The sequence below is a fragment of the Streptococcus suis genome, from assembly GCF_016743335.1.
GTDB classification, from domain to species: Bacteria; Bacillota; Bacilli; order Lactobacillales; family Streptococcaceae; genus Streptococcus; species Streptococcus suis_Y.
The window spans coordinates 45,057-58,246 of the sequence record NZ_WCJE01000006.1 but is presented as its reverse complement, the minus strand read 5'-3'; the positions used below and the strand labels follow the sequence as shown (position 1 = coordinate 58,246).

At 42.0% G+C, this 13,190-nt stretch carries 15 protein-coding genes; all 15 read right to left on the bottom strand.

Features of this window, described 5'->3' with window-relative positions; genetic code table 11:
* Position 1 precedes the first annotated feature (1 nt).
* On the bottom strand, positions 2–1,834 hold the full coding sequence (gene lepA / locus F9856_RS03225) for a translation elongation factor 4 (RefSeq protein WP_202105712.1): 1,833 nt from the start codon (positions 1,832–1,834) through the stop codon (positions 2–4).
* Positions 1,835–1,929: 95 nt separating this feature from the next.
* Entirely contained in the window at positions 1,930–2,343 is a 414-nt protein-coding gene (gene ndk / locus F9856_RS03220) for a nucleoside-diphosphate kinase (RefSeq protein ID WP_024380696.1), read from the bottom strand.
* A gap of 22 nt (positions 2,344–2,365) precedes the next feature.
* Positions 2,366–2,953: a ribosome biogenesis GTP-binding protein YihA/YsxC gene (yihA, locus tag F9856_RS03215; RefSeq protein WP_024406326.1), complete on the bottom strand. Its 588-nt coding sequence runs from the start codon at positions 2,951–2,953 to the stop codon at positions 2,366–2,368.
* Between the two features lie 55 nt (positions 2,954–3,008).
* Positions 3,009–4,235: an ATP-dependent Clp protease ATP-binding subunit ClpX gene (gene clpX, locus F9856_RS03210; protein WP_002934974.1), complete on the bottom strand. Its 1,227-nt coding sequence runs from the start codon at positions 4,233–4,235 to the stop codon at positions 3,009–3,011.
* A 197-nt stretch (positions 4,236–4,432) separates the two neighbouring features.
* Positions 4,433–4,945, bottom strand: a complete 513-nt coding sequence (locus F9856_RS03205) for a dihydrofolate reductase (RefSeq protein WP_202105711.1) — start codon at positions 4,943–4,945, stop codon at positions 4,433–4,435.
* A gap of 174 nt (positions 4,946–5,119) precedes the next feature.
* Positions 5,120–5,959 carry a thymidylate synthase gene (locus F9856_RS03200; protein WP_202105710.1) on the bottom strand — a complete coding sequence of 280 codons (840 nt, stop codon included), beginning with the start codon at positions 5,957–5,959 and terminating at the stop codon, positions 5,120–5,122.
* Between the two features lie 52 nt (positions 5,960–6,011).
* Positions 6,012–6,314, bottom strand: coding sequence for a hypothetical protein (locus F9856_RS03195; RefSeq protein ID WP_109371446.1), 303 nt, complete (start codon positions 6,312–6,314; stop codon positions 6,012–6,014).
* 11 nt (positions 6,315–6,325) lie between these two features.
* On the bottom strand, positions 6,326–6,604 hold the full coding sequence (locus F9856_RS03190; protein ID WP_002934968.1) for a hypothetical protein: 279 nt from the start codon (positions 6,602–6,604) through the stop codon (positions 6,326–6,328).
* Positions 6,605–6,728: 124 nt separating this feature from the next.
* Entirely contained in the window at positions 6,729–7,688 is a 960-nt protein-coding gene (locus F9856_RS03185; protein ID WP_202105709.1) for an ROK family glucokinase, read from the bottom strand.
* Positions 7,689–7,779: 91 nt separating this feature from the next.
* Positions 7,780–8,115 (bottom strand): hypothetical protein, encoded by a 336-nt coding sequence (locus F9856_RS03180; RefSeq protein ID WP_024384244.1) that lies wholly within the window; start codon positions 8,113–8,115, stop codon positions 7,780–7,782.
* Positions 8,116–9,984 (bottom strand): ABC-F family ATP-binding cassette domain-containing protein, encoded by a 1,869-nt coding sequence (locus tag F9856_RS03175; RefSeq protein WP_202105708.1) that lies wholly within the window; start codon positions 9,982–9,984, stop codon positions 8,116–8,118.
* Entirely contained in the window at positions 9,977–11,188 is a 1,212-nt protein-coding gene (locus F9856_RS03170; protein ID WP_202105707.1) for a CCA tRNA nucleotidyltransferase, read from the bottom strand. The genes F9856_RS03175 and F9856_RS03170 overlap by 8 nt, the downstream gene beginning before the upstream one ends.
* Complete coding sequence (gene dapB / locus F9856_RS03165) at positions 11,185–11,952, bottom strand: 4-hydroxy-tetrahydrodipicolinate reductase (RefSeq protein WP_202105706.1); 768 nt, start codon at positions 11,950–11,952, stop codon at positions 11,185–11,187. The genes F9856_RS03170 and dapB overlap by 4 nt, the downstream gene beginning before the upstream one ends.
* Before the next feature lie 8 nt (positions 11,953–11,960).
* A complete protein-coding gene (locus tag F9856_RS03160) occupies positions 11,961–12,812 on the bottom strand; it encodes a DegV family protein (protein WP_105211786.1) in 852 nt (283 codons plus the stop codon).
* A 1-nt stretch (position 12,813) separates the two neighbouring features.
* Positions 12,814–13,188: a DUF1149 family protein gene (locus F9856_RS03155; RefSeq protein WP_002934959.1), complete on the bottom strand. Its 375-nt coding sequence runs from the start codon at positions 13,186–13,188 to the stop codon at positions 12,814–12,816.
* Positions 13,189–13,190: the final 2 nt, after the last annotated feature.

The window sequence follows — 13,190 nt, the reverse complement described above, 5'->3', positions numbered from 1 at the left end:
TTTATTTCTTATCGTCTTCATCCATGCTGAGAACGCTGAGGAAGGCTTCCTGAGGGACTTCGACGGATCCGATTGCTTTCATCCGTTTTTTACCGGCTTTTTGTTTTTCCAAGAGTTTGCGTTTACGGGAAACGTCACCGCCATAACATTTAGCCAAAACGTTCTTACGAAGGGCCTTGATGTCGCTACGGGCAACAATTTTCTGACCGATTGCTGCCTGGATTGGCACTTCAAACTGCTGACGTGGAATAATTTTCTTGAGCTTATCCACGATAATTTTACCACGTTCGTAGGCAAATTCCTTGTGGACGATAAAGCTGAGGGCATCGACCTTGTCACCATTGAGGAGAATGTCCATTTTCACCAACTTGGATGAGCGGTATTCAGAAATCTCGTAGTCAAAGCTTGCATAGCCACGGGTAGAAGACTTGAGTTTGTCAAAGAAGTCAAAGACAATCTCAGCCAGTGGAATTTGGTAGATAACATTGACACGGTTATCGTCAATATAATCCATGGTTACAAAGTCACCACGCTTGCGTTGAGCCAATTCCATAACTGCACCGACATACTCTTGTGGTACCATGATTTGTGCTTTAACGTAAGGTTCTTCAATGTTGGCAATCTTGGTTGGGTCTGGGAACTCTGACGGGTTGGCCACATCAATCATTTCACCGTCTGTTATATTGACATGGTAAACTACCGACGGAGCTGTCATGATAAGGTCAATGTTAAATTCACGCTCAATTCGTTCTTGGATAACATCCATGTGCAAAAGTCCCAAGAATCCACAACGGAAACCAAATCCGAGTGCCTGTGATGTTTCAGGTTCAAACTGCAAGCTGGCATCGTTTAGCTGGAGTTTTTCTAAAGCTTCACGCAAGTCATTATACTTATTGGAATCAATCGGATAGATACCGGCAAAGACCATTGGGTTCATCTGCTTGTAGCCCGCTAGTGGCTCACTGGCAGGATTTTCAGCCAAGGTCACCGTATCACCGACACGAGTATCTGCAACCGTCTTGATAGAAGCAGCGATATAACCAACGTCACCAGTCGCTAGGTAATCACGACCGATTGCTTTTGGTGTGAAGATACCGACTTCCGTCACATCGAAGGTCTTGCCATTGCTCATCATCTGAATAGTATCGCCAGGTTTTACCACACCGTTGACGATACGAACTTGCAAGATAACGCCACGATAGGGATCGTAAACCGAATCAAAAATCAAGGCTTGCAATGGAGCTTCGACATCACCAGTCGGTGCTGGAACCTTCTCGACAATCTGCTCCAAGATTTCCTCGATACCAATACCTGCCTTGGCTGATGTTGGCACTGCTTCTGAGGCATCCAAACCAATCACATCTTCGATTTCCTGACGAACACGCTCAGGGTCTGCTGCTGGTAGGTCAATCTTGTTAATGATTGGCAAGATTTCCAAATCATTGTCCAAGGCTAGATAAACATTGGCCAAGGTTTGAGCTTCAATCCCTTGGGCTGCATCCACCACTAAGATTGCGCCCTCACAGGCAGCTAGGGAACGCGATACTTCATAGGTAAAGTCCACGTGTCCAGGCGTGTCAATCAAGTGGAAAATGTAGGTTTCCCCATCTTTAGCCTTGTAATTGAGCTGAACAGCGTTCAATTTGATGGTAATGCCACGCTCCCGCTCCAAGTCCATGCTGTCGAGCAACTGGGCCTGCATTTCACGGCTAGAAACTGTTTCTGTTTTTTCAAGAATACGGTCAGCCAGAGTTGATTTCCCATGGTCAATATGGGCAATAATGGAGAAATTACGAATTTTCTCCTGTCGTTTTTTCAAATCTTCTAAGTTCATGTTTCTTCCTCTACAAGGGTATTACTCCTCATTATATCAGATTTAGTGATAATTTTCCATAAGAAAAACACCTAGAAAACTAGGTGTCTGCTCTGCTATTTTCCCAGCCAAAGACCGATCTCGCGTTCGGCTGCTTCTGCACTATCTGAGCCATGAACGACATTTGCCACAATCCCCTCAACGGGCGCTGTCGCAAAATCTCCACGAATAGTCCCAGGTAGGGCGTTGACTGGATTGGTAGCTCCCATCATATCTCGCCAAGATTTGATAATTTCTGGCCCTTCTATAATGCCAGCTATCATCGGCCCGCTCGTCATATATTGTACTAATTGCGGGAAGAAAGGTTTATCTGTCAAATGTTCATAATGTTGACTGATTAGCTCTTCTGTCGCTGTAACCATTTTTAAATCTTGGATTTGAAATCCCCTGCGTTCGATACGTGAAAGAATTTGTCCTGCAAGTCCACGCTTAAGAGCATCTGGTTTGATGATGAAGAAAGTACGTTCCATGATTTTTCTCCTGAACTGTTTATTAGATGTTACTTAAGATAGCATCCCATGCCTGATCGTATCCGTGACGAGTTTCGGAAGAAAAGATAACGAATTGATCATTTTTATCAAAATCCAATCTCTTTTTAATCATCGATTCGTGCTTATTCCACTTTCCTCGTGGGATTTTATCAGCCTTCGTTGCCACAATAATAACAGGAATTTCATAATATTTCAAGAAATCATACATTTGAACATCATCTGCTGATGGCTCATGACGCATGTCTACTAAACTCACCACAACACGTAGATTTTCTCGTGTTGTCAAATACTCTTCAATCATTTTGCCCCACTTAGCGCGCTCTGTTTTGGACACTTTAGCATAGCCATAACCTGGAACATCTACAAATCGAATTTTATCATCTATATTATAAAAATTGAGTTGTTGAGTCTTTCCTGGTTTTCCTGACGTACGTGCAAGATTTTTTCTTCCTAGAAGAGTATTGATAAATGAGGACTTTCCAACGTTAGATCGCCCGGCAAGGGCAATTTCTGGAATGTCATCGCCCGGATACTGGGCTTTTGAAACAGCACTGAGCAAAATCTCAGCATTATGTGTGTTGATTTCCATTTTATACCTTTCATAAATAAGGGTAGAAAACAATCAGTTTCCACCCTTTATTTTTTTATGCAGTTTCTAGTAAAGGCTTTTCTTTACCGTCTACTGCTGCTTTTGTTACACGAACGCGTTTAACGTTATCTTGGCCTGGCACCTCAAACATGACATCCAACATCGTTTCTTCAATGATGGAGCGAAGTCCACGAGCACCAGTCTTACGTTCAATTGCCTTTTCTGCAATTGCTAACAAGGCGTCCTCATCAAAGTCAAGCTCCACGTCATCATAAGACAAGAGTGTCTGGTATTGTTTTACAAGAGCATTCTTCGGTTCCGTCAAAATGCGTACCAAATCCTCTGTTGTCAATTGGTCCAAAGCTGCAAATACAGGCAAGCGACCAATCAACTCTGGAATGATACCGAATTTTTGAATATCGTCTGCAATGATATGTTGCATGTATGATTCTTTTTCATCAATAGCACGATTATTATGACCAAAACCGATGATTTTTTCACCGAGACGCTGTTTGACGATTTCTTCGATACCATCAAATGCACCGCCAACGATAAACAGGATATTTTTGGTGTCCACGTGAATCATTTCTTGGTTTGGATGTTTGCGTCCGCCTTGTGGTGGTACGCTGGCCACAGTTCCCTCGATAATTTTTAGGAGAGCTTGCTGGACACCTTCACCAGATACATCGCGGGTAATGGACACATTTTCACCTTTTTTGGCAATCTTATCAATTTCATCCACATAGATAATTCCTCTTTCTGCACGGTCGATGTTAAAGTCTGCAGCCTGCAAAAGTTTGAGAAGGATATTTTCTACGTCTTCACCAACATAACCCGCCTCAGTAAGAGCGGTCGCATCAGCAATAGCAAACGGGACATTCAAACTTTTAGCCAAGGTCTGAGCTAGGAAGGTTTTTCCTGAACCAGTCGGGCCAATCATGAGGATATTTGATTTTTGCAAATCAACATCGTTCTCATCACGGCTATCTTGGAAATTGATACGTTTGTAGTGGTTGTAAACGGCTACTGCTAAAGCACGTTTTGCACGATCCTGTCCGATGACGTAGTTGTTCAGGATATTGAGTAATTCTTGTGGCTTTGGCGTATCGGCCAAGTCTGTCAAAACTTCTTCTGCCAGTTCCTCACGAATGATTTCCTGTGCTAGTTCCACGCATTCATTACAAATGAAGACATTGTTCCCAGCGATAATTTTTTTAACTTCTTCTTGATTTTTTCCGCAAAATGAGCAATAGATTAGCTCATGTGTATGCTTAACAGCCATGTGTTTCCTCTTTCATATCTCTTATCTAAATAAAAATCCATAAATAGCATGAATACTATTGACCAGATTGGTAAAAGCATTCAGTAAAAATAAAATTGCTAAACCAAAACGTTTCTTCCGAAAGGCTTGAATCGCACAAAGAACACAAATCCCACAGAGAAATGCTGTAAATAAACCGAATAAACTTCTCTCCATGCCTAACCATCTCTTCTTTCATAGGTTTTTATTGTAAAATCATACGGGTTTTTCTCGTCTTTTGGACGTAAATTGGCGCTTTGTAGCTGAAATTTCTCCATAGGAAATGCTTTCGGAAAATACACATCGCCATTAAATTGACCGTGAATATCTGTCACTATTAATGTTTCAATGTAAGGTGCAAAGGCAGTAAAAATTTGTCCCCCACCAATCACAAATAGTGTCTGCTCCTGTTTGTTATACCAATCTAGGACATCTTCCACACTGTGTAAAATGGTAACACGTTCACTCTCTAGTTGATAGGTTTTATCCGTTGTCAAAACGATGGTGTGACGATTGGGAAGAGCACGTTTACCCATGCCGTCGAAGGTTATACGTCCCATCACCATCGTGTGACCTGTTGTCGTTTCTTTGAAATGAGCAAAGTCAGCTGGTAATGACCAAGGAAGTCTATCACCTTTTCCAATCAATCCATTTTCATCTTGAGCCCAAATGGCAACAATCTTTTTAGTCATTTTCTCTCACTTTCCGTCCTATCATTCTATCAAAAAAACATGAAAAATGCACTTACCAAGTAGGTCTAGTGCAAATTTTTATCATGCTGAAACTATCACCGACTCCTCAGAGATAGGGGAGATTCCGAGATTCGTAGAATGTGAATCTCACTGGTGCTGGAAAGCCCCCTCATCTTAAATCGCCAAGTCAAATTTGAGTTGCGGTTTAACTGGCTCATAGTCCACCAACTCAAAATCTTCTGCTTTAATATCAAAAAAGTTTGTTCCGTCTGGGACGTTCAAGACCAAACGAGGCTCTACTTCAGATGGTGTACGACGGAGCAATTCTTCAGCTTGTTCAAACTGATTATCATAGATGTGAAGATTGTTGATGAAATAGAAAAACTTCCCAACCTTCCAGCCAAAATGTTTAGCAACCATCATCTGAAGGGCTACATACTGCATCGCGTTGATATGATGGGCTACTAGCATATCATTTGACCGCTGAGTTAGAGTTGCATCCAGGTAAATCTCCCCATCCACTCGTCGAACGTCAAACATAGTCTGAAAGGCACACGGTAAGAGACCTGCAGATTGGTCAAACGCTTCATAATCCCACAATGAAATCACATTGCGGCGATTCCATGGATTTTCCTCCAATTGCTTGAGGATTTTTGAAATAATGTCATGTTTTTTCACAATAGCACCGTAACGTTCACCGATTGTACCAGTTCCCTCAACTTCCCAGTCATTCCAATACTGGACACCGTATTTTTCCTGTAAAACCGACAAATCATTGGTCTGGTCTTGGTAAATCCAGAGAATTTCTTTGATGGCCGACTTAATTGGAATAGGTCTAAGTGTTGTAATAGGAAACTCGCCCTTAGACAAATCATATTCAGCAAAGGCGCCTGTAACGTACTTGGAATTAGCTACATTTCCATCCTTGTAACGAGGGCGAGCATTTTCCGAAAAAACGCCCTCTTCCATAATCTTACGAATGTTTTCTTTAAAAATACTATCTGCTTTTGTCATAATTTTAGTATAGCAAATTCTAGCAAAAAACTCCAGTTTTGAACTGGAGTTGTCATTTATAGAGCAGGGGGTAGAGGTTGAGCTGGAACAAACCAGCGAGGGTAGTTACTAGACTGAACAATATAAAATACAAGGCTAGCAAGAGAACACTCAACAATATCTGACGAACATTCTTCGTATAAATAGCCGTTGGTAAGCTAGCTAGACCGAAAAAGGGAATGATGAAAAATGCTAGTTTGAAATTCACGTTTACAATATCAAACCATTGGCCTATTGGTAAAAATAGCATGACGATGAGAAAAATTGCGATACCATACAAAACTAGATTTAATCTTTTTAGTAAAGTCAGGTTCATAACCACTCCTTCTAGGGGCCAAATATAAAGTAGCCAATACCGAATATCAGAGGAAATGAGATCATTAAGAAGATACTAATCAAACCAGTCCACAATTTTTTATAGTAGATAGATAGTATGAGAATTAGAGTCCCCAGTAGAGGGAGTATCAACATAGTTGCTACGTTTCCCCAGCTAGACGGGAAAAACCAGTCACGAATCCAGTTATCAAGGAAAAAGGCAGATAACAAAATCAATAAACCAAGAATGGTCAGATAGTTGATTATTTTAGACATGTTTACCTGTTTCATAAGGTGACACTCCTTTCTCTTTACACTTTCATTGTACGCTTAAATACTACATTTTTCAATATATGTATATAAAGAAATTGTGACGGCGGATTTAAAAAAGCAGAGTTCCCTCTGCTTTTAACGATTATTTCAAGACGAGTGATGCTGCGCCCAATACACCTGCATCATTACCACGTGTTGCCAAGACAATTTGTGTACTTTCCTTGATTTGTGGGAAGCTATTTTCAGCAAAGACCTTGCGAACACCATCCAATAAGAACTCTCCTGCAGCTGATACACCGCCACCTAGAACGATGTAGGCAGGATTGAGGACTGCAGCAATGTTGGCACAAGCAACACCTAGGTATTCTGAGAAGTGACGGTAGACAATCAAAGCCAAATCATCGCCTTCTTTTGCCAAATCAAAGACATCCTTAGCCGTTACATCTTGGCCATCGTCAATCATTTGTTTCAGTTTTGCATCGCCAGCGTATTGATCAGCATAGCGACGGCTGAGATTGACAATACCTGTTGCTGAAGCAACTGTTTCTAGACAACCTTTCTTACCACAAGTACATGCAAATGGCTCATCAAAGTCAACTGTGATATGGCCCAATTCACCACCAGCACCTTTGACCCCACGAATCAAGTTTCCAGCAGCGATGACACCACCGCCGACACCTGTACCAAGCGTCATAAAGACAACGTTTGGATTGTTGTTTCCAGCACCAACCCATTGCTCACCAAGGGCTGCAACGTTGGCATCATTGTCGATAAAGAATGGCAAACCAAGGGCAGATTCAAACTGCTCTTTAACCAATTGCAAGGTTTTCCAGTTGAGGTTATAGGCACCGATAACAGTACCAGCTTCGCTATCAACGACACCTGGAGACCCCATACCAACACCCAAGAAGTCATCCTTTGTCAAACCATGTGTTTTAAATCGATGCTTGATACTGTCAATAATATCAGGAACAATGTGACTTCCATCATCTAAAATATTTGTCTTGATAGACCATTTTTCTTGAATTTCTCCCTCAGTAGTCAAAATGGCCAATTTAACAGATGTACCACCCAAGTCAATACCGATAATTTTTTTAGACATAATCATCACCTCAAATGTATTTTCTTTATTATAACACAATGCAAAGGTTTGCGTAAAGCCTTTGCATGAATTTGTACGGATAAAAAATACCCTATCTGAAAAGATAGAGCAAAATTAAAAATTGAATATGTAAGATAAACCTTCCAATGGAAAAGAGCATAACTGTCGTAAAATTACTACCTTCTTTCGTTCCATTATAGAGAAAAAGAGTAGAAATAAAGGTAAATCCTAGAGCAAATCCAACCATCTGAAGATCATGATAAGACTGACTATAAAAATAAAGCGTGACAGCCAGCAAGAGCATGGATAAGACCGTTAACACCAAGCGCAATGTATTCATTTTTTTGGTCTTTAGATAGCTAAACAGAGCCGCTCCCAAGGTCACCAAGAGATAGATGACCATATATGACATGACAAGAATTTTCATCTAGCCCTCCAACTCGCTCAGATACTCATACCGCTCATATTTTTCCAAGAGCAGGTCGTTTTTCTCATCCAATTCCTTCTGCAAATCGGACAATTTTGTAAAATCACTACCACAGGTCAGCATTTCCGCCTCGATTTCCGCAATCCGCTCCTCCAAGCCAGCAATATCCTCTTCGATGGTTGCCCATTCCTGTTTCTCAAAATAGGACATCCGCTTCTTGTTCTCTTTGACCTTTTCGCTTTTCTCCTTTGGTTTTTCCAAGGAAATGGCAGAGCTGGAAGCCAGAAAGGCCTTCTCATCCAGATAGTCTGTGTAGTTGCCAAAGAAGGTCTCAATATCGCTATCTTCGAAAGCCAAGATTTTATTGGCTACCTTGTCTAGGAAATAGCGGTCGTGACTAACGGTAATGACTGGACCAGTAAAGCCCTGCAAGAAATGTTCCAAGACTGTCAGAGTCGCTATGTCCAAGTCGTTGGTCGGCTCATCTAGTAAGAGAACATTGGGCCGTTGCAAAAGAATCTTAAGCAAATAAAGTCGCTTCTTCTCCCCACCTGATAACTTTTCAATCAGGGTACCGTGGGTATTACGTGGGAAGAGGAATTGCTCCAAGAGTTCTGCGATAGAAACCATACCAGATGTCGTCTGAGCTTCTTCTGCCACTTCCTGCAAGAAATTGATGACCCGCTTGCTTTCGTCCAAGCCCTTGATGGTCTGAGAAAAATACCCGATACGGATGGTTTCTCCAATATCTACTTTACCGCTGTCTGCCTGCAAATCACCTGCGATTAGATTGAGTAATGTAGATTTTCCTTTGCCATTATCACCAACAATACCGATGCGGTCCTTGTTTTGAATGAGTAGGTTAAAGTCTTTTAAAATGGGCTTGTCAGAATAGGAAAAGCTGACATTTTCAAAGTTAATGACTTTTTTACCGATACGAGAGGTTTCAAAATTGATTTCCAGTTCGCTATCGTCTATCTTGTTGGCTAAATCGCCTTTGAGGTCATGGAAACGATTGATACGGGCCTGCTGCTTGGTAGCACGAGCTTGAGGTTGTCTGCGCATCCAAGCCAACTCCTGCTTGTAGAGTTGCTCTTTCTTATGGCGAAGGGCGGCATCTCGCTCGTCCTGTTCCGCTTTTAAGCGAACATAATCCTGGTAATTTCCCTGATATTCGGTCAAGCTGGCGCGGTCCAATTCAAAAATCCGTGTGGCTACATTGTCCAAGAAATAGCGATCGTGGGTAATAAAGAGAACAGACTTTTTAGTATTTTTCAAAAAAGTCGTCAACCACTCAATGGTATCAATGTCCAGGTGGTTGGTCGGTTCATCCAGCAAGAGCAAGTCAGCATTGCCAAGGAGGACTTGGGCCAATTGCACTCGTCTACGTAGACCACCTGATAACTCAGCAACAGTTTTGTTGAGGTCTGTTAGACCTAGTTTTGAAAGAACTGTTTTAACCTGGCTTTCAATCTCCCAAGCATTGAGAGAATCCATCTCTGCCATGACTTTCTCCAGTCTTGCTTGACTGGCTTCATCGTAATGAGATAAGAGCAGCTCGTATTCACGAATCAGCTGGGTTTCACGAAGGTCAGAAGAAAGAACGGTGTCTAAAACCGTCTTACTTTCATCAAAATCAGGTTCCTGGGTCAGATAGGCAATTTTATAGGCATTTTTAGTGCGAAAAGGCGACACGTCTCCATCAAAACCGATGCGACCTGACAGAACATCCAACAAAGTCGTCTTTCCTGTACCATTGACCCCGATAATCCCGATTCGGTCGCCCTGATGAATGATGAAAGACAGATCAGCAAAGACCGTTTTATCTCCGACAGATTTAGTCAGGTGTTCAACGATAAAATCACTCATTCTCTAAAATTCCTTTCACAAATGTCATAATCGCTTGCTCTTCGTTTTCCAGCTGTCCTTCCACAATCTGGAATTCCACCTCTTTGAGTAGTTCTCCTAATACTGGACCTGGTTTGAGGTCAAATGCCTTCATCAGATGACCACCATTGACAACAATTTCATGCTTGTCATGGATAGTCAAGGCTTGGTCAATCTTGTCAATTACTGCAAAATCTGTAACAAGACCTTGTGCTTGACGGAGTTCCTCTACCAAGTACAAGAATTCTTTGCTATATTTGAAACAGATTTGCTTGGTAACAGGTCCTGCTTGGCGAAGCTGATAAATCTCTACCAACTTGATTACGCTTCGTTGGAAATCATTGCTGGTTTTCCATTTTTTCAGGAAGGATTTGATGTTATCAATACCTAGGCAGACAAAGAGCATGGCCCAAGCTTGTTCAGAAGTCGAAAAGCGAAATTCCTCTGTCAGGCTTGTTAGCATGGTCTCTAATTCATCACTTTTTCTAGCTAAATCAGGCAAGAAATCATAAGCCTTGGAATCAATCATAGCGCGCAAGCCTTTTCGCCAAAAATCCGCCATCAAGAGTTTATCAAACTCGATAAAGCTACGCTCCACGGAGATTTTTTCCAAGAGCGGTGCGGTTGCAACCATAGCTGTAAAGGTCGTCGGCTCAATCTCAAAGTCCAAGGTCGCCGCAAAGCGAAATCCACGCATGATACGGAGGGCATCTTCATTGAAACGCTCAGCCGGGATGCCTACAGCTCGTAGGGTGCGGTTTTCTAAGTCAGTCATCCCATCAAAGAGGTCGACAATCTGTGCCTCCTCATCAAGGGCAAAGGCATTGACCGTGAAGTCGCGACGTTTGAGATCTTCTTCTAAGGAACGCACAAAAGAAACCTGGCTTGGTCTGCGGAAGTCGACATACTCCTCCTCTGTCCGAAAGGTGGTAATTTCATACTCTTTTTTGCCTTCTAAGACTAACACCGTACCGTGTTCAATTCCGACATCAATAGTCCGTGAAAAGATTTGTTTCGTTTCCTGAGGGTAGCTTGATGTCGCAATATCGACATCATGAATAGGTCTACCGAGAATGGCATCACGAACGGAACCGCCAACGAAATAAGCCTCGAAGCCAGCGGCTTTAATTTTCTCTAAAATCGGCAAAGCCTCCTGAAACTCAGAAGGCAGATTGTTTAATTTCATAATAAGTGTTCCAAACCATAAACGAGTTGTGAGCGTTTGACTACCTCTTTAATGCCGAGGTTGACACCGCCCATAAAGGAAATGCGATCGTAAGAGTCATGACGGATGGTCAAGCCTTCTCCCTGTGCCCCAAAAATCACTTCTTGGTGTGCAACAAGACCTGGCAAGCGTACTGAATGGATACGGAAGCCGTCAAATTCTGCCCCACGAGCTCCAGCAATCATTTCTTCTTCATCCGCTGCACCTTGACTCTGTGACTGACGGACTTGGGAAATGAGTTCAGCCGTTTTGACAGCTGTTCCGCTCGGTGCATCCTTCTTCTTGTCATGGTGTAGTTCGATGATTTCAAGATTTGGGAAATACTTGGCTGCCTGTGCTGCAAATTGCATGAGCAAGATAGCGCCAATAGCAAAGTTAGGAGCAATCAAGCCACCCAACCCCTTCTCAGCAGACAAGGCAGTTAATTCTTCAATTTCTTCTGGAGTAAATCCAGTCGTTCCAACCACAGGTGCGAATCCATTTTCCAAGGCAAAGCGGGTGTTTTCATAGGCAAATTTTGGCGTTGTAAAATCCACCCATACATCAGCTTCTAGGCTGGCAACTTCTTCTTTGGTCTTGAAAACAGGAACACCATCTACTTCTGTTTCTGTCGCAAAGGGATCCACCAAGGCAGCCAGACTAAGTTCTGCGTCACCTTTGACCATCTCAACAGCCGTTGAACCCATTTTTCCTTTAAATCCTGCGATAATTACCTTAATTGTCATGCAAACTCCTATTCAATAATGGGAGAAATACCAAAGGCTACAGCTCCTTCTCCCAAGTGCGTACCGATGACCGAACCAAATGACACGATTGGTAAATCGCTACCGACACCTGCTTCTTCCAACTGCTGTTTAAAGTTTTCAGCCTTCTGAGGTGCGTTGGCGTGAATAATAGCAATCTGATATTGTCCTTCTTTGGTTTGTTCTTGGAGGATTTCCAAGAGTCGCTTAATGGCTTTCTTCTCCGTCCGAACTTTTTCGTACACTTCAATCTTACCCTCACCTGTAAAATACAGAATCGGTTTGATGCTCAAAAGATTGCCAAGCAAGGCTGCACCATTGGACAAGCGACCACCTTTTACCAAATGATTGAGGTCATCAACCATGATGAAGGCTGTAGTCTTGCCAATTTCTTGGTCCAATTTCCCAGTAATCTCTTCAAAACTAAGTCCTGCATCAGCCCATTTAAGGACATTCTCCACCATCATTCCCAAAGGTGCTGAGGTGATTTTTGTATCAGGAAAGGCAACTGTCAGACCGTCAAATTCATCAGCCAAATATTGAATATTTTGATAAAAACCTGAAATACCTGATGACAAGAATAAGCCAAGTGCGTGTGTATAACCTTTCTCTGTTAATTTAGCCAGAATTTCTTCTAGTTCCATCAAACTCGGTTGACTTGTTTTAGGTAATTCTTTCGATGAAGCCATTTTTTGATAAAACTCTTCAACCGTCAAATTTTGCCCTTCGATATAATTTTCCCCATCGATGCTGACTGGAATGCTTAGGACAAACAGGTCATCCCGCTCAATACTTTGAACATTCAAAACAGCCGATGAGTCAGTTATAACTGCTAATTTCATATTAAAACTCCAAATTCACTCCTGGTGCATCAAAGGCGATTTCAGTAACCTCATAAGTCATTCGTTTTAAAATGTCCAAAAGAGGCTCTACCAAAACCCGTTTTTCTTCATCAGTAAATTCAGTTGGCTCTTCTACCAATCGATTTGGTAAGTGAACGGCCTGACTCATGGCACCTGAAATTACAAAATGATCTAGTACAATCATAAAGCGCAAAATGGTAATCATAGATGTTCGATTTTCCGCACGATTTTGCTCAATCAATTGAAAGTCAACTTTCAATTTTGTTTCCGGAATTCCGTTCTCTTTCTCCCACGCGTGATTGCGGGCATCAAAATGATACTGATTGACAAATTCTTTATCGCGAATGATTTCCATTT